The 26,200-nt window shown below is 60.7% G+C and carries 28 protein-coding genes, 1 tRNA gene and 2 pseudogenes; 13 read left to right on the top strand and 18 right to left on the bottom strand.

The annotated features are described in order from the left end of the window. Both HMPREF2807_RS10945 and HMPREF2807_RS10940 read left to right on the top strand, forming a co-directional pair. Positions 1-478 (top strand): annotated as a pseudogene (locus HMPREF2807_RS10945) (IS21 family transposase); the annotation flags it as partial. Between the two features lie 5 nt (positions 479-483). Further along, positions 484-1,254 (top strand): ATP-binding protein, encoded by a 771-nt coding sequence (locus HMPREF2807_RS10940; protein ID WP_198531405.1) that lies wholly within the window; start codon positions 484-486, stop codon positions 1,252-1,254. A 626-nt stretch (positions 1,255-1,880) separates the two neighbouring features. Here HMPREF2807_RS10940 and HMPREF2807_RS10935 read toward each other — a convergent pair. After that, positions 1,881-2,462, bottom strand: a complete 582-nt coding sequence (locus HMPREF2807_RS10935; protein ID WP_082254467.1) for a DUF3800 domain-containing protein — start codon at positions 2,460-2,462, stop codon at positions 1,881-1,883. Between the two features lie 347 nt (positions 2,463-2,809). Here HMPREF2807_RS10935 and HMPREF2807_RS10930 point away from each other — a divergent pair, with 347 nt between their 5' ends. Continuing rightward, a complete protein-coding gene (locus HMPREF2807_RS10930; RefSeq protein WP_232751669.1) occupies positions 2,810-3,496 on the top strand; it encodes an HNH endonuclease signature motif containing protein in 687 nt (228 codons plus the stop codon). 68 nt (positions 3,497-3,564) lie between these two features. Here the strand turns inward: HMPREF2807_RS10930 and HMPREF2807_RS10925 are convergent, their stop codons facing one another. From HMPREF2807_RS10925 to HMPREF2807_RS10875, 11 genes are all read right to left on the bottom strand, one after another. Beyond that, the gene (locus tag HMPREF2807_RS10925) at positions 3,565-4,218 is read right to left on the bottom strand and encodes a response regulator (protein WP_049156612.1); all 654 of its coding nucleotides are present in this window, start codon (positions 4,216-4,218) and stop codon (positions 3,565-3,567) included. Positions 4,219-4,229: 11 nt separating this feature from the next. Then, complete coding sequence (locus HMPREF2807_RS10920) at positions 4,230-4,439, bottom strand: hypothetical protein (RefSeq protein ID WP_070512847.1); 210 nt, start codon at positions 4,437-4,439, stop codon at positions 4,230-4,232. Between the two features lie 48 nt (positions 4,440-4,487). Then, on the bottom strand, positions 4,488-5,564 hold the full coding sequence (locus HMPREF2807_RS10915) for a sensor histidine kinase (RefSeq protein ID WP_070512845.1): 1,077 nt from the start codon (positions 5,562-5,564) through the stop codon (positions 4,488-4,490). A 15-nt stretch (positions 5,565-5,579) separates the two neighbouring features. Beyond that, a complete protein-coding gene (crgA, locus tag HMPREF2807_RS10910; protein ID WP_010188168.1) occupies positions 5,580-5,855 on the bottom strand; it encodes a cell division protein CrgA in 276 nt (91 codons plus the stop codon). A 67-nt stretch (positions 5,856-5,922) separates the two neighbouring features. Next, the gene (pknB, locus tag HMPREF2807_RS10905) at positions 5,923-7,863 is read right to left on the bottom strand and encodes a Stk1 family PASTA domain-containing Ser/Thr kinase (RefSeq protein WP_070512842.1); all 1,941 of its coding nucleotides are present in this window, start codon (positions 7,861-7,863) and stop codon (positions 5,923-5,925) included. A 6-nt stretch (positions 7,864-7,869) separates the two neighbouring features. Continuing rightward, the gene (locus HMPREF2807_RS10900; protein WP_070512838.1) at positions 7,870-9,288 is read right to left on the bottom strand and encodes a serine/threonine-protein kinase; all 1,419 of its coding nucleotides are present in this window, start codon (positions 9,286-9,288) and stop codon (positions 7,870-7,872) included. Continuing rightward, positions 9,288-10,718 (bottom strand): penicillin-binding transpeptidase domain-containing protein, encoded by a 1,431-nt coding sequence (locus tag HMPREF2807_RS10895; RefSeq protein WP_070512835.1) that lies wholly within the window; start codon positions 10,716-10,718, stop codon positions 9,288-9,290. Before HMPREF2807_RS10895 ends, HMPREF2807_RS10900 begins: the two co-directional genes overlap by 1 nt. Next, positions 10,715-12,067 (bottom strand): FtsW/RodA/SpoVE family cell cycle protein, encoded by a 1,353-nt coding sequence (locus HMPREF2807_RS10890; protein ID WP_046648654.1) that lies wholly within the window; start codon positions 12,065-12,067, stop codon positions 10,715-10,717. Before HMPREF2807_RS10890 ends, HMPREF2807_RS10895 begins: the two co-directional genes overlap by 4 nt. Beyond that, positions 12,068-13,396 carry a protein phosphatase 2C domain-containing protein gene (locus HMPREF2807_RS10885; RefSeq protein WP_070512832.1) on the bottom strand — a complete coding sequence of 443 codons (1,329 nt, stop codon included), beginning with the start codon at positions 13,394-13,396 and terminating at the stop codon, positions 12,068-12,070. Beyond that, positions 13,393-13,845, bottom strand: coding sequence for an FHA domain-containing protein FhaB/FipA (locus HMPREF2807_RS10880; RefSeq protein ID WP_046648650.1), 453 nt, complete (start codon positions 13,843-13,845; stop codon positions 13,393-13,395). The genes HMPREF2807_RS10885 and HMPREF2807_RS10880 overlap by 4 nt, the downstream gene beginning before the upstream one ends. Positions 13,846-13,889: 44 nt before the next feature. Further along, positions 13,890-14,714: a DUF3662 and FHA domain-containing protein gene (locus HMPREF2807_RS10875; RefSeq protein ID WP_070512829.1), complete on the bottom strand. Its 825-nt coding sequence runs from the start codon at positions 14,712-14,714 to the stop codon at positions 13,890-13,892. Between the two features lie 190 nt (positions 14,715-14,904). Here HMPREF2807_RS10875 and HMPREF2807_RS10870 point away from each other — a divergent pair. Beyond that, a tRNA-Leu gene (locus HMPREF2807_RS10870) sits at positions 14,905-14,989 on the top strand. 107 nt (positions 14,990-15,096) lie between these two features. Here the strand turns inward: HMPREF2807_RS10870 and HMPREF2807_RS10865 are convergent. Then, positions 15,097-15,732, bottom strand: coding sequence for an Abi family protein (locus HMPREF2807_RS10865; RefSeq protein ID WP_070512825.1), 636 nt, complete (start codon positions 15,730-15,732; stop codon positions 15,097-15,099). A gap of 207 nt (positions 15,733-15,939) precedes the next feature. On the opposite strand from HMPREF2807_RS10865, the gene HMPREF2807_RS10860 reads away from it, so the two are divergent. Continuing rightward, entirely contained in the window at positions 15,940-16,656 is a 717-nt protein-coding gene (locus HMPREF2807_RS10860; protein ID WP_070512821.1) for an ASCH domain-containing protein, read from the top strand. Positions 16,657-16,704: 48 nt separating this feature from the next. Continuing rightward, positions 16,705-17,118, top strand: a complete 414-nt coding sequence (locus HMPREF2807_RS10855; RefSeq protein WP_070512818.1) for a hypothetical protein — start codon at positions 16,705-16,707, stop codon at positions 17,116-17,118. 2 nt (positions 17,119-17,120) lie between these two features. On the opposite strand, the gene HMPREF2807_RS10850 is transcribed toward HMPREF2807_RS10855, so the two are convergent. Then, the gene (locus tag HMPREF2807_RS10850) at positions 17,121-17,666 is read right to left on the bottom strand and encodes a membrane lipoprotein lipid attachment site-containing protein (protein ID WP_070512815.1); all 546 of its coding nucleotides are present in this window, start codon (positions 17,664-17,666) and stop codon (positions 17,121-17,123) included. A 70-nt stretch (positions 17,667-17,736) separates the two neighbouring features. Here HMPREF2807_RS10850 and HMPREF2807_RS10845 point away from each other — a divergent pair, with 70 nt between their 5' ends. Further along, the gene (locus tag HMPREF2807_RS10845) at positions 17,737-18,534 is read left to right on the top strand and encodes a trypsin-like serine protease (RefSeq protein WP_070512812.1); all 798 of its coding nucleotides are present in this window, start codon (positions 17,737-17,739) and stop codon (positions 18,532-18,534) included. Between the two features lie 62 nt (positions 18,535-18,596). Beyond that, positions 18,597-19,424, top strand: coding sequence for a lipase family alpha/beta hydrolase (locus HMPREF2807_RS10840; protein ID WP_070512809.1), 828 nt, complete (start codon positions 18,597-18,599; stop codon positions 19,422-19,424). Here HMPREF2807_RS10840 and HMPREF2807_RS10835 read toward each other — a convergent pair. Continuing rightward, a complete protein-coding gene (locus HMPREF2807_RS10835) occupies positions 19,421-20,053 on the bottom strand; it encodes a VC0807 family protein (RefSeq protein ID WP_049156671.1) in 633 nt (210 codons plus the stop codon). The genes HMPREF2807_RS10840 and HMPREF2807_RS10835 overlap by 4 nt on opposite strands. 69 nt (positions 20,054-20,122) lie before the next feature. Here HMPREF2807_RS10835 and HMPREF2807_RS10830 point away from each other — a divergent pair, with 69 nt between their 5' ends. Together HMPREF2807_RS10830 and HMPREF2807_RS13565 are read left to right on the top strand one after the other, a co-directional pair. Next, a complete protein-coding gene (locus tag HMPREF2807_RS10830; protein ID WP_083306718.1) occupies positions 20,123-20,845 on the top strand; it encodes a hypothetical protein in 723 nt (240 codons plus the stop codon). A gap of 91 nt (positions 20,846-20,936) precedes the next feature. Next, positions 20,937-21,134, top strand: a pseudogene (locus HMPREF2807_RS13565) (hypothetical protein); the annotation flags it as partial. Positions 21,135-21,138: 4 nt separating this feature from the next. Here HMPREF2807_RS13565 and HMPREF2807_RS10825 read toward each other — a convergent pair. Continuing rightward, positions 21,139-21,651 (bottom strand): hypothetical protein, encoded by a 513-nt coding sequence (locus HMPREF2807_RS10825; protein ID WP_369816158.1) that lies wholly within the window; start codon positions 21,649-21,651, stop codon positions 21,139-21,141. A 35-nt stretch (positions 21,652-21,686) separates the two neighbouring features. Then, complete coding sequence (locus HMPREF2807_RS10820) at positions 21,687-23,003, bottom strand: M20/M25/M40 family metallo-hydrolase (protein WP_070512799.1); 1,317 nt, start codon at positions 23,001-23,003, stop codon at positions 21,687-21,689. A 78-nt stretch (positions 23,004-23,081) separates the two neighbouring features. Between HMPREF2807_RS10820 and bioB the strand changes: the two genes are divergently transcribed. The 3 genes from bioB to HMPREF2807_RS10805 are packed head-to-tail and all read left to right on the top strand — an operon-like array spanning position 23,082 to position 25,251. Beyond that, a complete protein-coding gene (gene bioB / locus HMPREF2807_RS10815) occupies positions 23,082-24,062 on the top strand; it encodes a biotin synthase BioB (protein ID WP_046648630.1) in 981 nt (326 codons plus the stop codon). After that, positions 24,062-24,316 carry a biotin synthase auxiliary protein BsaP gene (locus HMPREF2807_RS10810; RefSeq protein WP_046648628.1) on the top strand — a complete coding sequence of 85 codons (255 nt, stop codon included), beginning with the start codon at positions 24,062-24,064 and terminating at the stop codon, positions 24,314-24,316. Before bioB ends, HMPREF2807_RS10810 begins: the two co-directional genes overlap by 1 nt. Positions 24,317-24,327: 11 nt before the next feature. After that, positions 24,328-25,251, top strand: coding sequence for a Sir2 family NAD-dependent protein deacetylase (locus HMPREF2807_RS10805; RefSeq protein ID WP_070512797.1), 924 nt, complete (start codon positions 24,328-24,330; stop codon positions 25,249-25,251). On the opposite strand, the gene HMPREF2807_RS10800 is transcribed toward HMPREF2807_RS10805, so the two are convergent. Next, the gene (locus tag HMPREF2807_RS10800; protein WP_049156683.1) at positions 25,248-25,997 is read right to left on the bottom strand and encodes an esterase/lipase family protein; all 750 of its coding nucleotides are present in this window, start codon (positions 25,995-25,997) and stop codon (positions 25,248-25,250) included. The two genes, HMPREF2807_RS10805 and HMPREF2807_RS10800, sit on opposite strands and share 4 nt — an antisense overlap. Positions 25,998-26,200 lie beyond the last annotated feature (203 nt).

Raw genomic sequence — 26,200 nt, 5'->3', positions numbered from 1 at the left:
GGTTTCGCATAAGCGTGGGGCCTATGTCACTGACTATGAGCACATTCCATCTGGAATGGACTCCACCCGTGGACTGTGGACCAGTGACTACTTTTATCGCGAAGCCAGCAAAACCGGCCCGGCAACACGCAAGGTCATCGAAGAACTCATCGCGGCGAAAGCCATCCCGGCCCAGGCGTACCAGTCTTGCCGAAATGTGCTTTCGATGGGCAAACACGGCAACAAACCAATCCTGGAAGAGGCATGCCAGCGCCTGATGGCCAACGACGGCAGCCGACGGGCGGTGTCATATACCGCAGTCAAAAACATGATGGCCGCCATACGCAAAGAACACGCCACTCGGCCCCGCGGATTAGACCAGGCCCCGCGTAGCACCACAACCGCCCAGCCTGTAGCCGCTGACCGGGATACCACCGGCGCGTTTCTCGGCGGTGCAGACCAGTTCAGCATGGACAACCTCGCAAAGAAAGGAAACTAAACCCCTTGTCATCACCAACCCCGCCAACAGATCGCTTCCTTGACGAATCCGTCCTGCCCGACTTCACCGCGCTGCGGATGACAGCCTTTGGCAGAAGCGTCATCGACATCGCCAACGATCCCGCATTCGACACATGGACGTTTTCCCAAAAGGTGCTCTACGCACTTGATAAAGAAGTCGCGGCCAGGCGCGAGCGACGCATCAACAAACTGCTGAAAGCATCCCGATCTCCGAACCTTGATGCTTGCCTTGAAAAGGTGGTCTGCACGCCTGACCGCAACATCAACCCCGAGCAAGTCAGCAGACTCGCTCACGGACAATGGTGCCACCTGGGCCAAAACATTGTCATCCTGGGCAAATCCTCAGTCGGCAAAACCTACCTCGCCCAAGCCCTGATCACAGCAGCATGCCGCAAAGACTACTCCGCACGGTTCTACCGCACCGACATGCTCGCCGCCGAACTGGCAGTCCTCCAACCCGAAGACCCTAAACGGCTGAAATTCATCCAGCACCTCCACGACGTCGATGTCCTAGTCCTCGATGACTTCCTGACCACACCTGTTGATGCCGCGACTGCGCACCAACTTCTCAACATCCTCGCCGGCCGTGAAGGCAAAGTCTCAACGATAGTGACCTCACAATTCACCCCACTGGAGTGGTACAAGTCCATCCCCGACGCCGTGATCTCCGAGTCAATCCTCAACCGACTCGTCTCCGGCGCCGAGATCATCACACTCGAAGGACCAAACATGCGCCTGAATGTCGATTTGGGGTAGTTGGTACCGCGAGTCCGCGTAGTTGGTACCGGTGTTCCGTGTATCCGGTACTGCAAGGGGTTTTCTTTCATAGTTGATGTTGGCGACATCACAATCCGCTGGTGTTGCGTCAACTTCTACTTGGAAGGAGCTGGTCCTTGTGGCCAACTTCAAGCAGATCATTGCGATGTGCCTTGATGGTGCTAGCTAGGCGCAGATCACACACGCATTGGGGTGTTCACGACGGAAAGTATCCCGTGCAAAGAAAGTCATCTCTGATGAGGGTTTGATTTCAGAGATTTTCGGTCAGCTCCCGCCGGGGTGGTTTGATGATCGATTCAGTGATGGCCGGAGTAAGAGGTCTTTGTCCTATGACCTGCTGTATCTCGGCGGGGCATGTCGGTGTCAACGTCTAGGGGTATTGAGCAGAGTGATATTTAGCCCGCTGCGTTCGGCTTGGTCGATGTGGATTTGGTCAGGAAACCAGGATGAGGCCGCCGATCCAGCTAAGGAAACGGACGGGGCCTATCGGTGCCAAATGATGCCAAATGGTGCTACCCTAGAGTTATTGCCACCTGTTACGACAGGATCGGAAGAAGACCCTGGGACCCCAGCCGGACGACTGGACTCAGGGTCTTCGCCTGCCTCTAGAGGGAATCCGGGGTGGGACGGTTGAGGACCACTTTCTCGTGCAGCTTCTCCCAGTACTGCTCTTCCCCTAGATGGACGGAGTTCAGTGCTCCCAGAACGGCATCTGGAATCCAGAGCAGGGGATCATCGCCACCGCGTACGTGTCGCAGTCGGATGCCAGCACTTTGTCCCTGGCCCTGCAGGGCAACTATATGGGCGACGTCTCGCCTGTTTTGTGCTTCTTGCCGGCTTTCCAAAGTGACGTTGTGGACGTGCATCTCGGAGAGCTCGAAGTACATCTGCTCCAAGCATTTCTTGCGGTGCCTCTCCGTTTTCTTGCTCACTTCACTCTGGTGGGTGATGATCGCTTGCATGGAGTCGATCTCAGAAAGGGTGTCCACGATTTTTCGGCGTCGGCTATTACGTTCGTCGGTCCAGTGAAGTTTGACCTGGCCAGGAAGTCGTAGTGGACGCAGCTCCTCGCGTATTTTTTCCAAGTCTTGAGTGTCGATGATGGTTGCACACACCATGTACTCCTGCTGGTCTGGGGGTCTAAGGGCGGAGGACTCATCGATGTAGGCGACTAGCTGTGATTCCACCCTGAAATTGTAGCCCGTCCGGGCCGACGCACCCCTCGGCCCGGTACCAACTACCCGGAACACGGCAGTACCGAGTCCCCAGAACACCGGTACCAAAAACTCGCATCTGACACCTGAACACCAACGCATAACCACCAACAACGCCTGAGTGAGACACCGCTACCGGATACTCACTCAGGCGCTACCAGATACTCACCACACCGCTACCATTTCAGTCTTCTGAACAGGCAGGCACCCCAGCAGACCGTATCCCGAAGGTGGCCAAGGAGAGGTTGAAGCAGTTGCGGCCGCGGCGGGTGCCGGAGGTTGGGGTGCGTCTGACGTACCGGAAGGTGGGGCCGCATTCGTTGACGATTACTGATTCGCCGCTGCGCATTAGTGAGATGCGCGGGACGTTGGAGTCGATTAATCCGGCTGATTTGTTGGATGCGGCAGGCCAGGTGTTTTTCAACCAGGCGCATGGGGGCACTAAGCCTGCGGTAGCTACCAATGTGGTTGTGACCTTGGATGAGTTGGACCAGATTGCGCGGGGTGAGGGCGATGATATTGAGCTGGTACTCACCAACGGTGGGCGGATGACGGGTCGGGAGTTTGTTTCTTATAAGTTTGCTGAGGTTGGGTATGTGACGTTGGTGCATCCAACGATTGGGCCGGTGTGGTTGCACAGGGTGCGGCGTTTGGCTGGGTTTGAGCAGCGGATTATGGCCAGTGCGGAGCATCCGACGTGTGCGCGTGAGGGGTGTAATAAGCCGGCGGATTATTGTCAGGTGCATCATTTGGTGCCGTGGCAGGCGGGTGGGACCACGGATCCGCCGAATTTGACGATGTTGTGTGCTTATCACAATGGCATTAATGATGATGATCCGGATAAGCCGACTGGTGCTGGCTATGTCTTCCGGTTGCGGGGTGGGGTGGGTTATGTGCCACCCTGGGCGGAGCCGATTACGTCCCAGCCGGCGTACAAGGCAGCGCAAGCAGCATTGAAGCAGCAGGCTAACGGGGACGTACTCGACGCAGTACCGCCGGATACCTAAACCCCAATCCCAAACACACGCTGAAGCGGAAGCCACCGGGTGGCTCCCGCAACATCGGCGATCCCTACTTAGGAGCCAGCGCCACCTAAAATTTTGGTCACCAGGTTTAGGCGCGTGCTGGCGCCGAAGATGGTGATGAGGCGCGAGACGTGCTTCTTCACGGCCGATTCCGAATAGTGGGTGGCGGCGGCGATCTCTGAATTGGAGTTGCCGGCGAGGAGGAGTTTGAGGACGGCTATTTCGGCGTCGTGAAGCTCGTGGCTCTCAATGGCGGCGGCGACGGGATCGCGTGGGGTGGCGGGCTCACCGATGTAGTCGACCAAACGGTGCATGGCGGCGGGCGCCACGACGGTGCCACCTTCCACAGCGGCGCGAACCGCCTCAATGATGGAGCGCGGGCGTTGGTTCTTCAAGATATAACCCGCGCCGCCCGCCCGCAGGATCTTCAGCATCGTGTCATCCGAGTCGAAGGCGGTCACCGCCAAAAACGTCGGGGGATTCGGTCCAGAATTAAGGTGCTTGAGCAGCGTAATGCCGTCCATGTGTGGCATGTGAATATCGGCGAGGACGAGGTCCGGATTGACTTCTTCAATCTGCGCTAAGCAATCCGCACCATTGGTTGCCTCACCGACCACCGTGATGTCTTCGGTGGTCTGGAAATAGACGCGGAGCGTCGAGCGAACGAGCTCATCATCATCAACGAGGAAAACCCGAATGCTCATGGAGAAACAGTTTAGCCGCACCACCAGCGCTGGGGGCTGGTGGAGCAACGGAAGTGGTCGGCGAATTCGCTCGCGTACGACCTGTAGAAGGTGAATCCGGTGGACTCGGTGGTCTCAGCAGCAGCGTCAACGTTGGTTTCAGCGGGAGTCTGAGCAGCGCTGGCAATTGGTGCCGAGAACAGCGCGAGTGCTGCGGCGGCAACGGCGAGGGAAGTACGCATGTCGAACCTTTTAAAATCTAAGAAATAGCGGACTATCGGGCAATCTTACTATATTTTCCTTAGGCAGGCGGCCGGAAGAGAAAGGCGTGTGACCCAGAGATTGCCTTCTTTGCCGCTGCCGAAGCTGCCGTGCATCCTGCGAACACGGCGGGCGATTTCCCCCAAGCCCAGATTCGTCGTCATGTACTGGCGTGATTGTTGCGCCGCAATCTCGGAAGTGATCACGAGGTCGATGGATTTGGAGCTGCCGGTGGCCTCGATGCTCACACGGGATTCAGGGCGAGCGTACTTGAGGATGTTAATGGCGAGTTCAGAGAACACGAGGGAGAGCTTTTCCGGTAGCGCGAGCTCACCGTTCTTGCCTACATTGATCTGTGCTTCGCAGTGGAAGCCGTGGCTGCTCAGGAAGCTAACCATGGTGTCGAGGTCTTCTTCCAAGGACTTAACTCCCTGAGTCACGCTCTCATTCTTCATCACGCGCAATAGATCACGGACCTCGCCCATGGCCCGGCGGGCGTCGTTAGCAATCGCTTCCGCGGAGTCAGCCGCGGAAGGGTCCGTTTGGGTCAGCGCCAAGGTTTCGGAGCGCATGACCACGGAGGTTAGCGTCGCAGCCACCGAATCATGAAGGGCGGTCATCAGCGCCTCGCGTTGCTCGGCGGCGCGCTGTTCGGCGGCAAGACGCTGGTCCCGGTTTTTGCGCAGCGCGGCCCCAATGACGATGGCTACCGCATACAAGATGAGAGGCAGCGACAGGTTCAAGGGATCGAAATCCGGAAGATAGTTGTTCGCAGGATCCGTCGTGACGAGGTAGGTGTACGCCACCGCTGGAAGGACCGCCCACAGCCAGCGCGTGCGAAACGCCACGATGCCCACGATGACGGGGCTCCACGCCAAGAGCAGGAAAGACCGCCACTCCGAGAGCCACACCGTCAGCGCAAAAAGCGCACCGTACCCGCAGGCCGCCACAAGAGGGTAGCGGAGGGCCAGCGGCGTCAGCGTGACACCGAGGCCGGCGAGTACGAGTGCGCCAGGGGTGAGGAAGCTTTTGTCCACCGTGACGGTGAGCATCACCAGAATGATGCAGCCGACACCGGCGATGCTATAGAACCTCGAGGAGTTCATTGGCGGCGATGAAAACTAACGCCAGCCCATCGTCATCAACAGGCCGATGATGGCCAGGCCGAAGCCGATGCCGTAGTTCCACGGGCCCAGCTCCTGCATGAACGGAATGGACTCGCCCGCCAGGTAGTTCACGACCAGCCAGAGCAGGCCGAGGAGCATGAGGCCCAGCATGATGGCGATGTACCACTTCGGGGTGCCCTCAGAGTTGATCTTGACCGGGGTGCGGTTAGTAGCAGAGCTGGAGGACTGCGGGAGTGCGGAGCCCTCCGTCGTGATCTTGGACTTTGGCATTGTTACACCTTCACGAAGAATAGGGGGGTTAATCTGTGGAATACCTTAGCAGCTGCGGCAATTAGAGCTACTGCGGCAGCAGCGCCGCAGGGTCAAACTCCCAGAACCGGACGTGGATGGTCGCATCCTTGCGGATGACATCGCCGCGGCTTGCCGACGCCCACCCAATCTTGTCGCTGTCGATCGGGTTAGACGTTGGGATGCGCTCGCCCACGTCGAGGGAGCCAGACCAGCCCTTGGCGCGCAGCGCGGATTCGGCTTCCTGCTGGGTGGAATGCGTCAGGTCCGGTGCCTGGATGAGCATCGCGTTCGAGACCTCCAGGGTGACCTGGCTGCCCTTGGGCAGCTTCTGGCCCTTCTCGACGACCCTGAGCACCTGGTTTTCCGGAAGCTCAGAGTCCACCGAGTTCACGTTGACGTCAAAGTCCATGGAGGACAGCATCTCGACCGCGCGGTCACGATCCATACCGCTGACATCCGGGACGCTGACTTCCTTCTGCCCCTTGGAGACGGTGATCCGCACCTTCGAACCCTTGGACAGCTGCGTACCGCCCGCCGGGTTCTGGGAAATGATCTCGCCCGCAGGGGCCTCATCGTTCACCTGCTCGACGTCGGTGTGGAGCTCTAGCTCGGCTTCCTCCAGCGCGGCGGTGGCTTCATCCAGCTTCATGCCGGTGAGATCCGGGACCTCGGTGACCTCCTTGCCGGAGGACACCGTCAGCGTGACCGAGGAGTTCTTCTGCAGCTCTGAGCCTTCCGCAGGGTTGATGCGGATGACCTTGCCGCGCGGTACATCGGGGCTGGCTTCCTCGTTGATGCTTACCAGCAGGCCAAGCTTCTCTAGTTCCTCCACGACTTCGTTGCGCGGGCGGTTGGCCACCTTCGGGATAGTCACCATGTTCGCGCGCTGGGCTGCTTCATGCTGCTCCTGCTCGCGCTCGCGGGCCTCTTGGCGGGAGCTATCCCAGAAGTCCCAGGCAAAATAACCAATGATGGCGACGAGAGAGGCCGCGAGCAGCGCCGCCAGCCACTTCAGACCGGAGCCGGACTCATCGTCTTCAGAGGGACGAGTCGAGGCCACCGGTGCGCGGTGCTGCGCGGCCACGGGTGCCACCATCGTGGTGGGGTGATCCTCATCGTTGACGTGGGAGCGTGCTGCCTCCGGCAGCTGGCCCTGGGCCAAACGCTCGAGGTCATCGCCCATCTCCCAAGCAGATTGGTAGCGGTCCGCAGGGTGCTTGGCCATCGCCGTGAGCACGACGGCGTCGACGCCGAGCCGCTGCCGTTCCGTCAGATCTTCAGTGATGAGCTCCGAGGGTGGTGCCGGATCCTCCTGCACATGCTGGTAAGCCACCGCAAAAGGTGTTTCACCTTCAAACGGCGTGCGGCCGGTAACCGTTTCATACATGACGCAGCCCAAAGCGTAGACGTCAGAGCGGGCGTCGGCAGGCTTGCCGCGGGCCTGTTCCGGCGAAAGGTACTGCGCGGTGCCGATGACAGCAGAGGTTTGCGTCATCGCCGACGTGGAATCATCCAGCGCGCGGGCGATGCCGAAGTCCATGACCTTCACCTGGCCGGTGTTGGTCAGCATAATGTTGGCCGGCTTGATATCGCGGTGGATAATCCCGGCCTCGTGGGAAGACTGCAAAGCATCCGCCACCGGTTTGAGCACGCGCGCGGCTTCTTCGACCGGCATGGGGCCATCCTCACGGACGATGTCGCGCAAGGTGCGGCCCTGCACGTATTCCATGACGATATAGGGAACCATCAGGCCTTCGACGTCCTTTTCACCCGTGTCGAAGACGGCAACGATGTTCGGGTGATTGAGCTTGCCGGAATTCTGGGCCTCGCGGCGGAAACGCTCGCGGAAGTTGACGTCGCGCGCCATGTCGGGGCGCAGCATCTTGATGGCGACGGTGCGCCCCAAAACGGAGTCCTCGGCTTCGTACACCTCGGACATGCCGCCGGTGCCGATGGACTGGCGGAGGTGGTACCGATCACTGACCATGGTGGGTTACTGGCCTCCCTGTAGTGCGGATTCTTCGGTGGGGTTGCTCTGTGAGTCTAGTTCGGGCGCGGGCGTTGGGCTGTCATTGACCTGCGGTTGCGTCTCCTCCGTAGGGAACTCGGGCGGCTCCTGATGGGTCGTGCGTTCCGTGGTCACCGGCGGGGCGGGGATGACCGAGTGCGTCGTGGTAACGGTGACCCGGGTCGGCTCCTCCTCGACGGTGGTGATCTCGACAGTCTCGGGGGTTTCCGTTTCCTCTTCCTCCGTGGTCTCCGGCACAACTGTCTCCGTCACGATGACCTCCGTCGGCGCTGGTGGTGGGGTCGGTGCCGTGTTCCCCCACATCCGGTAGGCCATGAGTCCGACGGCCACGAGGGCGGCGATGGCCACGGCGATGAGCAACCCGGTGCCGAAACCACCCTTCTTGTCGGGGCGCTCCTCCGGCTGCGGTGTAGAAGGCTGGACGGCTGGTCGCACCGTGGTGGGCTGCGCCATGTTGGCCAGCATTTCCGTCGAGGCGGAGGGTGAGGGTTCATCGGCGATGGGCGCGAGTGCTGCGGATTTGGGCTGCGGCGGGCGCTGGCCTTGGCGTACGGCCGAGATCGCATTGGTGAACTCGTTGCCATCAGCGAAGCGGGTGTTGGGGTCCTTGCGCAGGGCCATGCCGATCAGTTCCCGGGTGGGCGCGCTAATCGACGTCGACAAGGGCTCCGGCGCCTGACTAATGTGCGCCAGCGCCACCGATACCGAGGAATCACCGCTGAAGGGGCGCTTGCCGGCCAGCATCTCGTAGCCCACCACACCGAGTGAATAGACATCCGAAGTTGGGCCGACCTCGTAGCCCTGGGCCTGCTCGGGGGAGACGTACTGGGCGGTGCCGACGACCATGCCGGTGCGGGTCAGCGGCACGGCGGCGGCGGCCTTGGCGATGCCAAAGTCGGTGATCTTGACCTGCCCGTTTTGGGTAATCATGAGGTTGCCGGGCTTGATATCGCGATGCACCAGGCCCATGTGGTGGATCACGGACAGGCCGTGGGAGGCCTGCTCCATGACGTCGAGCGCCAGCGTTTCCGGCAGCGCGCCCTCGCGAGCCAAGAGGTCTGCCAGGGATTCGCCGCGGATGTACTCCAGGGCCATGTAGCAGAAGGTGCGGCCGTTGTCCTCGAGCTCGCGGTAGTCGTAGGTGGCCACGACGTTCTCGGAATCAATGGACTCTGCCGCCTTGGCCTCGTTGCGGAAGCGCGAGAGAAACTCGTTGTTGTCCGAGAACTCGGGGCGCAGGACCTTGAGGGCGACTTCGCGGTCATTGTGGACATCATCCGCCAGCCACACCGTGGACATGCCGCCGTGGCCGACGATCCACTGCAGCTGGTAGTCCTCACCGATCAGTTCTTGGAGGTGCTTTTTGTTATCTGCACTATTCACTACTGCTCACCTCCGTATGCGCGCAGGATGGCACGGCCGATGGGCGCGGAGACCTGGCCACCGGTGGCATTTTGGCCAAGGTGCCCGCCGTCCTTGACCACGACGCCCACCGCGATGTCCTTGTCTGGGTCGAAGGCCACGTACCACGCGTGCGGGGCGAGGCCCTCACCGTGCTCGGCGGTGCCAGTCTTCGAGGCAAAACCGTTTCCGTCGTAGCCGAAGGTGCTGCGTTCGGAAGCGAACATGAGGTCCTTGATGGTATTAGCCGTTTCTTCATCCACAGCTTCGGCGGCCTGACGTGGTGTGGTGGTGCGCAGCTCATTCATTTGGGCATCGGTGATGCGGTTGACCAGGTAGGGTTCCATGCGCTTGCCCTGGTTGGCGATGGTGCCGGCCATGATGGCTGCCTGGAGGGCGGACATGGTCACGTCGCGCTGGCCGATGGCGGATTGGGCGACTTGGGCGCCGTCGCCAAGCTCACCGAGCGCGCCGGCGGAAGTATTAACACCCAACGAGTACTTCTCACCCACGCCGAAGCCTTCGGCGTACTTGCGCAGCTCATCGGCGCCGATGCTTTCCGACATCTGCACAAAAGCGGTGTTGCAGGACAGCGCGAAGGCCGTCTGCAGGGTGACGCTATCCGCGCCGCCGCAGGACTGGTTGCCGTAGTTGGTGAGCTCCGTGACGGTATCGGGCAGCGTAATGGACGCCGCGCCGGTCAGCGTGGAGTTCGGATTGAAACCGTTATTGAGGCCTGCGGCAGTCGTAATGATCTTGAAGATGGACCCGGGCGGAAGGGTGTCCTGCATGGCGTGGTTGACCAGCGGGGTGCCTTCCTGGTTCTGCAGCTGCTCCCACTTCTCGCCGGCGTTATCACCGAGCAGGTCGGAGACGTTGAAGCTGGGGGAAGAGGCCATGGCCAAAATCTTGCCCGTCGAGGGCTGGATGGCCACGGCCGCGCCGTTATAACCCGGTCCAGCGAGCTGATCGTAGGCGGTTTGCTGCAGGGCCGGATCGACGGTGACCTCGACGTTCGCGCCCTTCTGCGGCTTGCCGGACAACATATCGAGCCAATTGCGCGCCAGCAGCGAATCATCCTTGCCATTGAGGATGTCATTCTGGGAGGCCTCCAGCTGGGAGGCGCCGAAGCGCTCCGACAGGTAGCCGGTGATATCAGCGAAGGCCGGGGAATCGGTGGGGTAGGAACGCGAGTAATTGCCGTTCTCATCCGCGGTGGACTGCGCCAGCACCGTGTTGCCAGCGAAGATCTGGCCACGCGGGGTCGTGCGCATCTCCAGGTAGCCGCGAACGTTCTTAGGGTTATGGGCGTACTTATCCGTCGAAAACGCTTGCACCACCGTGAGGTTTACCAGGAGGATGGCAGTGAGGATGAGGGAAAAAAGGGCGACGAGGCGGATCGATCGGTTCATCGGATGGCCTCCTGGACGGCGGGGAACATGGACGTGTCAGTGGGTGCGTTTGAGCTCAGCTCGCGCGCCGGGCGGCGTGCCGCGTTGGAGATGCGCAGCAGGATGGCCAGCAGCATGTAGTTAGCCATGAGAGAGGAACCACCCGCAGACATGAACGGCGTGGTCAGGCCCGTCATGGGCAGCAGCGCGGAGATGCCGCCGGTAACGACGAAGACCTGCACGGCCAGCGTCAGGGCCAGCCCTGAAGAGACCAGCTTGCCGTAGGTATCGCGGCAGGTCAGCGCGGTGCGGAAGCCGCGGGAGACGAGCATGGCAAACAGCACAAGCACCGCGGCGAGGCCAACCAACCCGAACTCTTCACCGATTCCGGCCAGGATAAAGTCCGAATGCGCCACCGGCACCATGTCCGGGTGGCCCTGGCCTAGGCCGGTGCCGGTAATACCGCCGGAGGACATGCCGAAGAGCGCCTGGGAGAGCTGGTAGCCGGTGGAATCATAGTTAGCCAGCGGATCCAGGAAGTTGGAGAAGCGCTGCTGGATCTTCTCCGAGACCTGGTAGATGCCGAAGCCACCGATGCCCACGAGGATGACGCCAATGAGCAGCCAGCTCACGCGGTTGGTGGCCATAAAGAGCATGCCGAGCACGGTGCTAAACAGCAGCAGGGCTGGGCCGAAGTCATTGGAAATGCCCATGATGACAATCGCGATGCCCCAAATCACCAGGATGGGGGCGAGGTCTCGCAGGCGCGGCAGGGAAATACCCAAGAACTTGTAGCCGGCCACCGTGAACAGCGAGCGCTTCTGGGTCAGCAGCATGGCGAAGAACAAAATTAGCAGGATCTTGGAGAACTCACCCGGCTGGATGGAAAAGGGTCCGAGCCACAGCCAGATGCGGGCGTCGACGCCCGGCGGCTGCGGCCACACCAGGGGCAATGCGAGAAGGATTAGGCCCAGCGCGCCCAAGATATAGGAATACCGCGTCAGCGAGCGGTGATCTCGCAGGAGGACGAGCACCAGCGCGAAGAGGATGAGGCCCACGATGGTCCACATCACCTGCCGCACCGCCAGCCCGCCGCCATTAGCAAGATCGAGGCGCTGCAACAGAATGAGCCCGGTGCCGTTGAGCACCGCGACGATGGGCAGCATGAGTTGATCCGCATAGGGTGCCAGGAAGCAGAGCACCAAGTGAGCGACGGCAAAGACGCCGATGAAACCGCCGATGAGGTAGAGCACATCGAGGGTCAGCACGTTGCCTTGGGACAGCTCAAGGCTCACCAAGGTGATGGCGAAAACCACGGTGGCTAGCACGAGCAGGCCGAATTCGGTGCCGCGGGAGAAGAACTTACTCACCTACTTCACCTCCCGGCAGTTTCCTTTGGACGCGCTCTTGTCATCTTTTCCGTCCTTCGAGGCCTTCGGGCAAGGCTTGAGCGCCTTGTCCGAGAGCTGCGACAGCTGCGTTTGCACCTCGTCATAGGAGCCGGAGGGCAGGTTGCCCACAGCGGCACGTTCGGATTCTGGCAAATCCTTCAGCGTGAACGGCGCAAAGTCGCCCGCGCACTCTCCGTGCCCGAGCTTGAGCGCATTGTCCTTGCCTAGGCACGCATTCTGATACGTGTGGTGCAGCGGGCGGCCAAAGATTTCATAATCCGCACCCTGCTCGATGGTGAGGGTGCCACCCTCATCCGTAGCCACGTAATAGTTATTGCCCAGATAATTCTTCATCCAGAGCCCGCCACTGACGACGAGCACGATGACGATGGCAAGGCACGCAATCACCTTCCACCCAATCCGGCTTCGCTGGGGCCGCCGCTGTGGGTCCTCCTGGGGCTTCTCCTCAGCGGCCTGGGCTTTTGGGGGCGAGATCAGCTTTGCGGCGCGGCTCGCGGAAGAATCCGGGTGCGTCGGCTCCGGAACAACACCTTGGATGGCGCCGACGGTGATGGGGGAGTCCTCGTCACCCTCCGCTTCCACGACCTCTGCCACCACAATGGTGACGTTGTCAGGGCCGCCGGAGCGCAGCGCTAGATCCCGCAGGGTGGTGGCGGCTTCCTCGACCGTGCCCTGCTTCAGCGCCTGCTCGATGGTAGAGGCCGTCACTGGATCCGAGAGGCCATCCGAGCACAACAGGAGGCGGTCGCCCGGTTCAGCATCGAGCATGAAGAGCGTCGGCTCTACCGGGCGGCCCGTGTAGGCCTTGAGGATCAACGACTTTTGTGGGTGGGAAGATACATCTTCTGGATCGAGCTTGCCCTCATCCACCAGGGACTGTACATAGGTGTCATCCTTAGTGATCTGGGTCAGCTTGCCCTCACGCAGCCGGTAGCCGCGGGAATCACCCACGTGGCACACGCCGAACTCGGAGCCGTTAAAAAGCAGGGCGGTCAGCGTGGTGCCCATGCCCTCCGTCTCCGGGTGCTCGTCCACGTGCTCGCGGATCGCCGCATTAGCGTCTTCCGCCGCCGCGCCGAGCAGGGCCAGCATGTCGTTATCGCCCGGATCACGCTCGAGGGAGGCCATGTGCTCCACCATGGTGGTGGAAGCGACCTCGCCGGCGGCGTGGCCACCCATGCCGTCGGCCAGCACCAGCAGGTGCGGGCCCGCGTGGGCGGAATCCTCATTGTTTTCGCGGACCAATCCGCGGTCCGTCACTGCAGTAAAAGTCAGGCTTAAAGTCATGCCATCAACCTCACGGTCGTTCGGCCAAGTTTGATATCGGAGCCGACTCCGACTCGTTCTGGCTGGTCAATGCGAACGCCACCAACAAAGGTGCCGTTGCGGGATTCGAGGTCCTCCACGAACCACTCGCTGCCCCTGCGGAACAGGCGGGCGTGGTGGCCGGAGGAGAAATCATCACCGGTGACAAAGTCACAGTCTTGCGCGCGGCCCATCGTACAGTCTTCGAGCGTGCCCAGTTCCATGTGGGAACCGCGCAGCGGCCCGTCCACGATGGCGATTTCACGCGGCGCTTCGCGACGCCTCTGGGCCCCCTTCACCGGGGACGATGCCTGGTAGACGCCGGCGGCCTTATTGGCGTCGCGGCGCATGGCGTTGAGCGCGACCAAGATAAACAGCCACAGCAACACCAGCAGGCCGATGCGCAGCGAGAGCAGCACGATCGAATCCATGAAAAGTCCTTACGCTAAGAATCTGGGAACACTTGCCGGGCGGCTTAGTAGCCCTGGTCTTCGAGGCCGGTGATGCGCACCTCGATGTGGGAGTGACCGAGGGTGATCACGTCGCCGTCGGCAAGCAGCCAGTTCTCAATCGGGGTGTCGTTGACGGTGGTGCCGTTCGTGGACTGCAGGTCCACCAGCACGGCGTCCTGGCCGTTCCAGGTGATCTCCGCGTGCTGGCGGGACACACCGGTATCCGGCAGGCGCAGGTCCGCGTCGTTGCTGCGGCCCAGAATATTGGAGCCCTCCTGCACGTGGTAGACGCGGGAGGAGCCGTCCTGCAACATGAGCGTCACCGCAGGGCCCTGCGGCGCTGGCTGATTCGGGGTGGGGGCCATGAAGGCGGTGGTTGCGGCCTCGTCGGCGTTGTGCGGCTGGGTCATAGAGTCCTCCTGACCATGGTCGTGGTGGAAAATCGCATCGAATCCGGTTTCTTCGGTGGGCTCGTGATCCAAAAAAGAGGACACGCGCAACTGCCCAGTCCGCAGCCCCGACTCCTCCGCGATGCGGACGATGACCGGCCCGGCGAGGGACCAGCCACTGTTACGGATGAAGCGGGTGAGCTGATCAGCTAGATCCTTGGGAACATCCCGGTCCTGTGAGAGATTCTCGATGTCCTTGGAGGACACGCCGACGGTCATGACGTTGGGGCTATAAAGCTTGCCATCATCACCGCGGGACAGATTGTCTTGCGCCTCCTGCTTGAGAAGCTCCTCAATCTCTGCGGGGACGACTTTACCGCCGAAGACAAAGGCCATGCCGTTGTCCAGTCCGCGTTGCAAGGAAGAATCCAGCTTGGCGAGCTTGTCAAGAAATGCCATAGGGTAACGCCGTCCTCCTTTCGGGATGTTCAAGGGAGAGGTATAGCAGCGATCAGTATAGGTTGCTTTCCTCTATTTAACGTAGACGCGCGGCCTATAGTTCCCTGGAAAGTTCGGGTTTGCCAGCGGATTTGTAGAATCTGTTGGACTGCGTGCTAAGGTTAGCTAGTCGCCAAGACATCAATACCCTGCCCGGGTGGCGGAATTGGCAGACGCGCTGGCTTCAGGTGCCAGTGTCCTTATAGGACGTGCGGGTTCAAGTCCCGCCCCGGGCACGCTGTGAAGTCTCGAGACATCGTTCCGGTCGGTGTCTCGAGATTTTTCTTTTTCAGTGGCCTGAGTTCGCTAGGCCAGTACGACGTATCAAGAAAGCGTCAATGGATTAAGGTCGTTGTGCCCGTATAGCGGGGACGCGTGAATTGTCTTTGATCCATACCGCGGCGTGAGGATCAATGAAGTCCGCTACTTCTTGAATAGCGTTATCAACGGAGTCGAGATGTGCGACTTCACGGGCTCTATCGCGTTGTTGAACGATTGATTCGTGGTGAGAGCACCTATTCCTCATTTTGTAAACAATGACTACAAGTTCTTCAAACTGCTGTCTACTGTCAGGCGTTCTCTTCAACGCCTTCTTTACCTGGGGCCAGATACTCGCCTGATAGTGACTACTCAAGAGGAAACGCCAGAAGTCGAAGCTGAGTTCAGCGATGATTTTTCCTGGTGGTGCACCTTCCTTCCCGGCCCGTTTCTTCGCTTTGCGGATATTCTTCTTCGCTGCATCGTTGAAAGGGATTCGATCGTTGTCAAACCATCGCTCGCCGTACCTTCCGGTTAGGGCATTGTGAATGCTATTTCGGAGGAGTACTTCGAGGTGTTCGATGTCTGCGAGATAGGTTTTCGTGAGGTGAGTATTCCAAAGGTAGAGCGTTTCTGGTGATGGATGATCGGCGTACCTGCTCATTCGCGCAGATGAAAACCACTGGGACAGCTGTACTTGGGCTGGGCTTGGATTATCCATATGGATATGATAATGTGCGCTTTGAAAACCCCGGAACGATCCCTGCACTACGAAAGTAGGAGTAAATCGCCGGGGTTATTGATATCTTCGGGGAATTATAGCGGCCAGAAATTCGAAGTTTTTCGCCCTTATTTACCGTGAATGACAGCGACAGATTTGTGATCCCTTGGGCTTGGGAGTTGTGGCAGTAGCAGCTACCTTTGAAGGATGATTACTAATGAACTCCGAGAACTACTGACCGCAGCCACGACCCATGCGCAGCGTTTCCACGACGGGGTAGATCACACCGTAGCCGCAGCCCTCCTGACCGAATCCGGCAAACACGTGCTCGGTTTAAACGCATATCATTTTCTCGGTGGCCCCTGTGGTGAAATCTCGGCCTTAGCTAACCACGCTGCTAGTCATCCAGAGGATCCGATCCGAGCGGTAGTCGCCGTCCACGGTCCGACTGGCCAGGTGCTTTCGCCCTGTGGAAAGTGCCGCCAAGTGCTATTTGATACTGATCCGTCTATCCGGTGCATCGTGCGCGGAAGCAATGGACTTGAAGCACTCACTGTGGAAGAGCTCTTACCGTTCGCATATAACTGGCGTGACATGGACAAAGAGCAACGCATCTATATGTGGGAAGGTTACGAGGAATCAATTCGAAGCGGAGAAAAGCAACAAACCATTCGGGTGGATGATCCCTTCCATGAAGGAAGCGCCCAGATTGTCTTTGAGAAAGAATCCGGAGAGGTCGTCACCATTCCCGCAGCGGTCACGTCAGTTGTTTCTACCCAGCGGAGGTCCTTGACGGAGGAACAAGCCCGAAGAGATGGCTTTGGCTCTCTTGCTGAGCTTCATGAAGCGCTTGATACTCACTATCCCGGATTAGCTGAGGACGACGAAGTCGACGTCGTTGAGTTCACGCTCCGCAAGGCTTAAAAGCTTTGGCGAAGCCCACGCGGAAATGATTTTACCTAGACTGTCGGTATGTTCGGCCCCGCTTCCGCCCTGCCACCGCGGCTTATAGATTTCCCTGTGCTGCGGTTACCGTTTGTGGAGTTCGTGCTTGTTGGGCTGCTGGTGGCCCTCTTTTTCGTCGATACGCAAGGAACTGATGCTGAGAGTGGCTTCCTTGCAGTCTTTGTGCTTCTTCCCGCACTCGTGTTTCTGGGAATTGCTTACCTTGTTTCCCTGCCCATGCAGCGGAAGGTCATTACAGATTTCCGCCTGGATGCCGTTTTCGTCGTTATCGGGGCGGTTGGTCTCTTCGGCTGGATCGAGCAGATGCTCATCGCTTTGCCCTTCCTGTGCTGCCTACCCGTGGGGCTTTCAGCACTGATTCGCAGAGGCATCGCCTTTGCGTTGTGGAAGAAGGGTAAAGGCCCTCAACTGCCGGAATGAGGTTACGCGCTTTGCCAGCGCATCCTGCCATCAGAAGCGGGTGCGCATGTCATCGGGACACCTCTCTTTGATACGCCGCTTCCGCCGCTGCAATACGCGCCGGGATGAACGTAGTTCTCCTGCACGGCGGGTGCTTCATACACCGCGGCGGCTTCTTGAACTGGAGGATTCGCAGCCAGCATCTCGTCCGAGCACTGTTGCGTCCAGCCAGAGGTTCCATCGCTGAAGAATGTCGTTCCGGTTTCGTGCAGCGAAGGGTCTCCACAAGATGCGATGGTTTTCTCCATCGGAGAAGGCTGCGCCGCGCCGGGAGCCTCGGTGAAGCCGATGACTTCCTCTTGTGGTTGATCTATGTTGACGCCTTCGACGTTTTCCTCGGTAGCGGGGAGGGTGGGCTGTGGGCCCTCGTCTGCTGTTTCGGCAGTGGTGCTGGCTGTGCTTGTCGACGGCCCACTGCTACTCGTCGAGGTATTCGTGGAAGGTTCGAGGTCGAGGGAACAGCCGCTGAGAAAGAAGAGTGCAGCGGCAAGAGAGAGAAATCGCTTCATCACAGGTCCTAATGATATGCCGTGGTGTGCGGTGAGCACGCATGCGATTTCACTGATAGAGTTACGCCTTGTGTTCCCTGGTATTCTCGCTTCCTTGCTCTCCATCATCGTGACAGTGACGTCCTCCCTGTTTGGCGCCCCCACTTCTGCGAACGTCCCCGGGGTTCTACAGGCAACGAGCACGGTTGCAGCCAGCGATGATCGCGTCGCGGCGCTGTGGCGAAACGGCAAACGCGAGTGCTCCGCGGGGTACATCGGCAATGATTGGTGGCTTACTGCTTCACACTGCTTGGGCCGCGACCTGCGTCTCACGCAGGCGGATGGTGACAGTGCCAAGGTGCTCGCCTCCACCCCGGTAGCAGAGAAGTCGGACGTCGCCCTGCTGAAAGCGGAACCCATGGACGCGGAGGCCTTCGAGTTGCCCTCGCGGCCACTGCGCGTCAATGACTCGCTCTTCCTCGTGGGCTACGGAGGGATGCACAATTTTGCCTCTGAGGCCGTGGTCCGCGTCGAAGAGACTGGGGTCGCTGGGGAGATTCAAGGCTACGATTTCGATAATCTCATCCAATCGCGCTCCATGTTTGCTTCGCGCACGTGCAACGGAGATTCCGGCGCGCCGCTCTACCAGGACACCATGATCTTCGCGGTGCACACCGGCGGTGAAGAAAACGAGGAGTGCACCGATGGCACGCGCCGTCACATGTGGCACAGCGAAATCTATCCGAATCTGCAGTCTCTGCGAACGCTGATGGATAGCTACGATGACTTCGATTCGCCCGCAGCATTCGAGGAAGCAAAGAAACACGCCCAGACCCAAAAGAAAGAATCCAAGCGCTCCAGCAGCTTGAGCAGCCTTTCCTCCTGGTAGTTCGGCAGGCATACAGGAACCGTACAGCAGATGCTCAGGGATCGGCGATAAGCTGTCTCCTTATGAAAAACGGCTTCCTGCAGCGTGCCTTCCTCGCTATTCTCCTCGCCACTGCGGCCCCCGTTCCGGCCCATGCTCAAACCATGGAGACCTCCGCTGCGGAGGGTCTCGGCATCAACGATCCCGACTGCCAGCCCACGGGTCCTGTCACCGAGCCGGTCGTTTTGCTGCACGGAACCTCGGCTAACTCGGCTGAGTGGAACGACCTCATCCCGACACTCAAGGACCAGGGCATGTGCGTCTGGGCCTTCGATTATGGCGCCGAGGACGTGGCCTACCAGAACGCCTATGACTACCTGAAGGGGATTTCGGATCTAGAATCCTCTGGGCGCGAAATAGCCAGGCAGATAGAGCACATCCGGGAGGTCACCGGAGCACACAAAGTAAACCTCGTGGGCTTCTCCCAGGGCGGCCTGCACACCAAGACCTTCACCCAGCTCTACGGTTCGCCCGATGAAGTGAACCGCGTGGTCACCATCGGCGCGAATTTTCACGGGACGACGTGGGGTGGCAGAGCAACGTCGCTAAGCACGGCAGCCAAAATTGCCCCCAGCGTGGTCAAATTCGTGGGTACCAGCGCCGGCATTCAACAGTTGGAGGGTTCGGAGTTCATGGAGAATCTCAACCAGTTGCCGGACACCGCGTCCGGCCTCACCTATACCTCCATCTACTCGCCGGCGGATAGCACTGTGACGCCGAATCAGACCTCTGAGCTGAGCGCTGTTCCGGGGGCGGATGTGGTCAACGTGGAATCGGCCCCGGTCGAACATGGGCAGCTGCCCCATGACCCGCGCGTGCACGAGCAGATTCTGTGGGGGCTCACGCGCTAGGCCGGGGTCGGCGCGGACTTGCGGGCGCGTGCAGCAATGGCGAAGGTGGCCGTTAGGCAGATAGCGAGGGCCACGAAGGGCAACGCATTCGACAGCCAGTAGGCGGTGGTGAAGGGGAGGGAATAGGCGGCGACGACGCGGATGATGGCTTCGAGCAGGAACACGACGCCCCACACGATGGTGATGTAGCGCTGGGAGGCGCGGAAGGTCGGGTATTTCCACAATCCGTTCCAGTAGGCGACGCCTTCCTTTGTGCCGTCGGTGCCAAAGCGCTGGCCAAAGTAGAAGGCAAGGGGCTTTCCAAGGGCCAAGCTGCCGAGGAAGAGCAATCCAATAATGCCGGTAACAACGCTGCCTTTAACCAGCAGGAGGCGCTCATCGGTGCCACCGACCAGCGTGGCCAACGCCGCAGCAACGTTGAAGGCAAGGATCAACGCAGAAATCCCAGAAAAAGACTTCTGGCGCACATGCTGGATGATGCCGCCGATAAGGGGGCCGATGCTGGCGGCCAGGTAGGCATAGACGTGGTTGTTGGTTGCGGAATCGACGATCTGGAATAGCAGGATGGCCAGGCCGACGTCGAAGACGCCGAGGATGAGGAAGTTGAGCAGGCGTGGATTGAGACTCATGCCACATAGTGTGCCACAAAACATACGAATCGGTTTGTTTCTGACACATAAAAACCCTAGGGTTGGGGCATGGCTGACGTTGGACCAGGAACTTTTGGATACCTCTGTGGGTTGGCGCGCCGCGAGGAGCTCCCCGGGCCCGTGCTGACACCGATCCTCACTGGGCTGGGTCTGTCGCCGGCCGGCGCGCGCACGTACTTATCACGCATGGTGCGCGCGGGCGACCTATCCTCGCGCCGAGTGGGGCGTTGTTCCGTGTATTCCATGGTGGGTGACTACCTTGCGGAGTTTCGTCACCTAGGTTCGCCGCGCGACTTCCAGTGGGAAGGGGCGTTTCACACCGTGATCTTCGATATTGGCGAGGATCGCCGCGCGGAAAGAGATGCCCTCCTGCGCGCTGCCCATGCCAGCGGTTTCCGGCAGTTGCGGCCTGGAGTCCTGGTGGGCGTCCACGCGCCGGGGGAGTGGGCGCAGAAAGCCTTTATCGGCACCTGGTCCGTGGATGCGGACACTGCCCGCGACGTTATTGCCACCGCGTGGGACCTTGAGGACAGTGCTGCTCGTATTAGCGCGCTGGGCGACGTCCCCCCTTTGCCCACCGATGACGTTGGCATCGTCGTCGAAACTACGCGCCGCCACGCCGCCGCCTTCGCGGCGCTGCGCCGTACCCCGCCTTTCCCCGCACAGCTTCTCCCCGCTGATTTCCCTGCGGAATTGCTGGAGAGCCGCCTGCGCATGGACATCACGCCGGCCCACCGGGCGATGGCGCGGCTGTTAGAGTCGTGGCCATGATCCACGGAGCGATTGTGACGCGGAGGGCCGGTGCCGCCACTGGCACACGCTAGTCGACGTCGTTGCGAACAAGTGCCACACCTGCGGCGGCTGGTTCGCGTGTTCGCTCTGCCACGCGGAGTTAACGGATCATGATTTTGGACCCATGCCGAAGGACGAGCTCTGCGTCATGTGCGGGGCCTGCGGCCGAACGATGACATACGCTGAGTATTCGTCATACAAATGCCCCGCGTGCGGGCATGCCTTCAATACCGGCTGCGCGCTGCACGCGGGGACGTATTTCCGCTAGTTTTCTACGGCAGAAGCTGGGCCAGCGGGGTGCCCTCGACGAGGGTCTTGAGGTACGCCACGATATCCGGGACGTAGATGGTGAAGGTTCCGAAGGTCACTGGAATCGTCGGAAAAGCGTTGTTTGTCGGGGCCTTATTGCCGTTATTGGCTGGGGTACCACCGTTGTTGGTAGGCGCGGTGTTGTTAGCTGGGGCAGTGTTGTTGGCTGGGGCACCACCATTGTTAGCAGCGTTGCCACCGCCGCCATTCAGGCCGCAGCGCGCGATGGCCTCGTCGGCGCGGGCGACGGCGTCGCGGATCTCGCCGCCGCGCGGGTGGAAGTTAGCGGCAGCGAGCGCCTGGGACTTCTTGCTGTTGTAGTCGGACGGGTTGGTGTAGTACTTGGTGGCCTGCTCGCAGGAGATCTGGCCGGCCGGGACCTTGGCCAGGTAGTCATCCACCATGTCGGCGGAGGCAGTAGGAGCGGACAGGCCGATGGCGGCAGCAACGGAGCACAGGACAAGCTTGTTTCTCATGCGCCACATTGTGCCACAGCTTTTACACGTTTGCGTTAGCGGCTCAAGAAACGATCCACCAGCGAAGAATACGCCTTCACGGTCAGCTCCAAGTCCTCCAAGTGCAGGTGTTCGTCGTGGCTGTGCAGCTGCGAGTTCGCGCTGGCCATGTCCCGATCCTCGGCATGCAGCGCAAAACCGTAGGCATTGCCGCCGCGGCGACGAGCCACGCGCAGGTCGGAACCACCCGTCGCCAGTACCGGCAACACCTTCTTTTCTGGGAAGAATTCGTGGGCGGTCTCTTCAATGCAGCGCCACAGCTCAGTATCAGTCGAGGACTGTGTGGCGTCCTCAGTAATAAGGTGCTCGATTTCTACCTCCTCGGCCATATCTCCGAGCGCTTCACGTAGGAAATCATCAAGCTCCTCCTGGGTCTGGCCAGGGAAGGGGCGGATGTCCATCTCCAGGTAGGCGTGGGAGGGCAGCACGTTGATGGCGCCACCTGCGCGCAGGACGGTTTGGGCAATCGTCGTGTGGGAGAAGGCGTGGGCGTAGGCAGACAAATTACCGAACTTCTCATAATCTGCGGCGGTAGCGGAGCCGTCGAGAAGCGCTGCCTCCGTTGCGGGGTCGAAGCGGAAGGTCTTGACGAATCCCTGCCACACCTCATCCGTAGCCACGGGCGGCTCGGCAGCAGCGATGCGGCGAGCGACCTCACCAATCTTGACGATGGCAAAGTCCTTGCCGAAGGGCGTCGAGCCATGGCCGGCATCGCCGTGTACGTGCAGACGGCGCTGGCCTGCGCCCTTTTCGCCGACGTTGAAGCCGAGCGCGCCGGGCAGGTGGCTACCGCCGGTCTCCGAGAGGCAGTTGCGTACCGAATAGGCCTCTGGGTGGTGCTTGTCCATCCAGATGGAGCCCAAACCGCCGCGGGCCTCCTCGTCCGCCATGCCGACAAAGGCCAGGGTGCCGCCGGGATTGCCGCGCTTGGCGACGTCCCTGGTCACCGCCGCCATCGTCGCCGTAATAAAGAGCATGTCCACCGCGCCGCGGCCGTAGAGTTTGCCATCTTCGATGACGGCGTCGAAGGGCGGCTTGGTCCACTTGGGCTCGTCGACGGGCACGACATCCGTGTGGCCCATGAGCGTCAGCGGCTCCTTGTCCGGGTCACCCGGAACGGTCACCACGATGGTCACGCGGCCTGGGTGCGATTCATAGCGTTGAATCTCCACCGGGGTGCCGTTGAAGAACTTCTCCAGAGTATCCGCGTTGCGGACCTCGTTGCCGGAGTCAGGCGTGAGGTCATTCACGCAGGCATTGCGAATAAGCTCCTGGAGTAGCGCGAGGGTGTCGTCATAGAGCGTGGAATCCATGGCCTAGAGGTTAGTCCGGACCGAACAAAACACGCGGATTTACCACAACTTGAACGGTGTTCAAGTAAGGTTTCCCGCATGAGCATCGTAGATATCGCACGCGAGAAGGCCCTGGAGCAGGGCATCGGCCTGAACGAAGAAGAACTGCTGCAGGTCCTTCAGATCCCGGATGAGCAGCTGGAAGAGATTGCGGACATCGCGCATCAAACCCGCCTCAAGTGGTGCGGTCCGGACGTCTCCGTGGAAGGCATCATCTCCATTAAGACCGGCGGCTGCCCGGAGGACTGCCACTTCTGCTCGCAGTCGGGCCTTTTCGAGTCCCCCGTGCGTGCCGCGCGCCTCAACATCCCGGAGCTGGTGGAGGCCGCCAAGAAGACCGCCAAGACCGGCGCCACGGAGTTCTGCATTGTGGCGGCCGTTAAGGCCCCAGACGAGAACCTCCTGTCCCAGGTTGCCGAGGCCATCCCGGCCATCCTCGATGAAGTTGATATCGAAATCTCCCTATCCCTGGGAACCCTCACCCGCGAGCAGGCCCAGCGCCTCAAGGACATGGGCGCCCAGCGCTACAACCACAACCTGGAGACCTCCAAGTCCTTCTTCCCCAACGTCGTCACGACCCACACCTGGGAGGAGCGCAAAGAGACCCTCGAGAACGTCCGTGCAGTCGGCATGGAGATCTGCTCCGGCGGCATCATCGGAATGGGCGAATCACTAGAAGACCGCGCCGAGTTCGCCTACCAGCTGGCCCAGATCGAGCCCTGCGAGGTGCCGATGAACTTCCTCGACCCGCGCCCGGGCACACCATTCGCGAACTACCCGTTGGTCCCGCTCGGTGAGGCACTGCGCGCAGTGGCCGCATTCCGCCTGGCCATGCCGTCTGTAACCCTCCGTTTTGCGGGCGGCCGCGAGCTCTCCCTGGGTGATGACGGAACCGAAAAGGGGCTGCTCGGCGGCATCAACGCCATCATCGCCGGCAACTACCTGACCACTCTGGGCAAGCAGATTGAAAAGGACGTCGACATGCTCGGCCGCATCGATCTGCCCATCAAGGCGCTCTGATGAACAGCTCGACGGAGTTGGCCGCCGCCGTCCTTGCCGGCGATGAGCCGCTGTTCCACCCCAACACGGGGAAACCACTAAGCGAGGAATTCACCTTGCACCCGGCGGCCGCGGCGGGCCTGGACGTCCCGCGCTATTGCCAGCTGTGTGGGCGCCGCATGGTGGTGCAGGTGCGCCCGGATGGCTGGAACGCGCGCTGTTCGCGCCATGGCGAGCTCGACTCAGATCATCTCTACGAGGAGGCTCTCCCGTAAGCTGGGGCACCATGGATCCCGCCGTTGCCCACGCTCACCAGTCCGCGTTGCGCTCCATCTCCCGGGTCGTCGCCGAGATCGCTGAGCCGACTCCCCCACAACAAGCACTAGACGCCGTCACCGATCAACTGCGCCACGGCAACGTCATGGTCCTCACCGGGGCGGGAGTCTCTACAGAATCGGGCGTGCCGGACTACCGCGGCCCGCACGGTTCCCTCAGCCGGCACCGCCCCATGACCTACCAGGAGTTTCTGCACGACCCGCAGGCCTCGCACCGCTATTGGGCGCGCGCTTTCGTAGGCTGGCGGGTCATGCAAGCTGCACACCCCAACCGCACGCACTACGCGTTGGTCGAACTCGAGCGCGCCGGGCTTCTTACAGGTGTAGTCACCCAAAACGTCGACGGCCTCCACGAAGAAGCCGGGCAGCGCAACCTCATCGCCCTGCACGGAGACATGCAGCACGTGGTGTGCTTGAGCTGCGGATACGAAGAAACACGCGCGGACTACGACGCCCGCGCCGCCATAGCCAACCCAGAATTCCTCCAACGCTGGGCAGTCAACAAAGAGGACGTTAACCCTGACGGCGACGTTGCCCTCAGCCAAGAAGCGGTCGAAGAATTTGTCATGCCCGGCTGCGTGCGGTGCGGCTCACAGCGCCTCAAACCAGACGTGGTCTATTTCGGCGAGCCCGTCCCCACCCACAAAAAGGACGCCGCCTACGCGATGGTCAACGCGTCTGACTCCCTGCTGGTAGCCGGCTCGTCGCTGGCGGTGATGAGCGGCTTCCGCTTCGTTCTGGAGGCAAAGAAACAGGGCAAGCGCGTGGCCACCATCAATGGAGGGCCAGGGCGCGCGGATGACCGCGTGGACACACTGTGGCGGACCCAGGTGGGGCCGGCTTTCGATGCGGTTCTCGACGAGCTGGAGCTCTAGAGCCGCTCCAGTTCCTCGAGGACAAACTGGCATACCCGTTTATCCATGGGCATATCCTCGTGGCGAATAATCGCAAGGCGCTCGATGTCCTGGATATAGACGTTGTGGACATTCGGGCCATTGAGGAAACAGGTGTTTGGTGGAACCACGATGGCGTCGGCGCGCGTGGCGATGCACGTATAGCTCACCCCGGGTTCGACCTCGCTGCCGCGGTTCGTGGCCTCAACAATCTCGCTGCCGGTGACCTGCTGCATGCCGGCGGGGCCAAACCAGCCGTCGATAAGCGAGCGCGCCACCTCCTCCTGCCTCTCGCTGCGAAAGAGGGGGCTGGCGATTCCACCCTGGGTCGTGCCGTGATTGGGAGAGCTGATACACACCACGTGCCGTACAAACTCCGCGCTATCGTGCATGCGCATCCAGTACCGAGCCAATAATCCACCCTGGGAGTGGCCCACGAGAATCACCTGCTCCGCGCCGGTGACGGTGCGGACGGCGTTGATGTAGGCGTCGAGCTGCCGAGCGGATTCCTGCAGGGGGCCAGTGGCGCGGGTCCCGTAGTCAGGGGCGAAGGTGGCCCAGCCAGCGGCGCGGAGCATGTCTGCGAGAACCTGCCATATCCCCTTGCTGTCGCAGGTTCCGTGGATCAAGACAACCGGCCAGGGGCGTTCGGCGGTAGGGCGCGCGGACCAGTCGTCTTCGTAGACGCCGCGTGGGCGTCTGCGGGCACCGAGGGGGAGTGGGGTCATGAAATTTCAGTTTACTCTTGACCCCTATCCAACTTTCGTACTAAGCTAAGGCTTGCCTAATACGGAACGGCGGTGAGCTCCACACCGTACGCGTTACCGGATTAGTCATGGGGATAGGGCCCGCCGCTTCACCGCGGCGGGCTTCTTTCATGGATACACTCGCGGGCATGACCGGGCTTAAGGGACATTTCGTGTGGATTTGC

Origin of the sequence: Corynebacterium sp. HMSC074A09 (assembly GCF_001811545.1) — a bacterium.
GTDB lineage: Bacteria > Actinomycetota > Actinomycetes > Mycobacteriales > Mycobacteriaceae > Corynebacterium > Corynebacterium hiratae.
The sequence above is the reverse complement of the archived record's forward strand: the minus strand, read 5'-3'. Positions and strand labels throughout refer to the sequence as shown.